General features: G+C 65.5%; 1 protein-coding gene. It reads right to left on the reverse strand.

Translation table 11 applies throughout. The annotated features are described in order from the left end of the window. The coding region (locus tag AC04SF_RS37420) for an ABC transporter permease (protein ID WP_488481880.1) at positions 1–644 on the reverse strand (644 nt) is incomplete at both ends.

Raw genomic sequence — 644 nt, forward strand, 5'->3', positions numbered from 1 at the left:
TCATAGCGCACCCTCGGGTCGACGACCGCGTACATGACGTCGACGATCAGGTTGAAGACGATGGTGAAGATGGCGATCACCACCACTGTTCCCATCACCAGCGTGTAGTCGCGGTTGAGCGCCGCATCGACGAAATAGCGGCCGACGCCGGGAATGGAGAAGATCGTCTCGACGATGACCGACCCGGTCAAAAGCGCCGCCGCCGCCGGGCCGGTGAACGAGACGATCGGCAGGATGGCGCCACGCAGCGCATGCTTGACCACCACCGACCAGTCGGAAAGGCCGAGCGCGCGCGCCGTGCGGATGTGATGGGAGCGCAGCGATTCGATCATCGAGCCGCGCATCAGACGGGCGACGATGGCGATCTGCGGCAGGGCGAGCGTGAGCACCGGTCCGACCTTGTTGATGAAGGCGCCGTCGCCCCAGCCGCCGATCGGCAGGAGCTTCCAGGTCAGTCCGAACAGCAGCTGGATCACCGGCGCGATGACGAAGGTCGGGATGGTGCTGCCGGCGGTGGCCAGCGCAATCACCGTATAGTCGCCAAGCTTGTTCTGGTTGAGCGCGGCAATGGTGCCGAGCACGCTGCCAAGCAGCAGCGCCAGGATCAGCGCCGAGGCACCGAGCTGGACGGAAATGGGCAGGCC

The organism is Mesorhizobium sp. CNPSo 4671 (genome assembly GCF_057784245.1).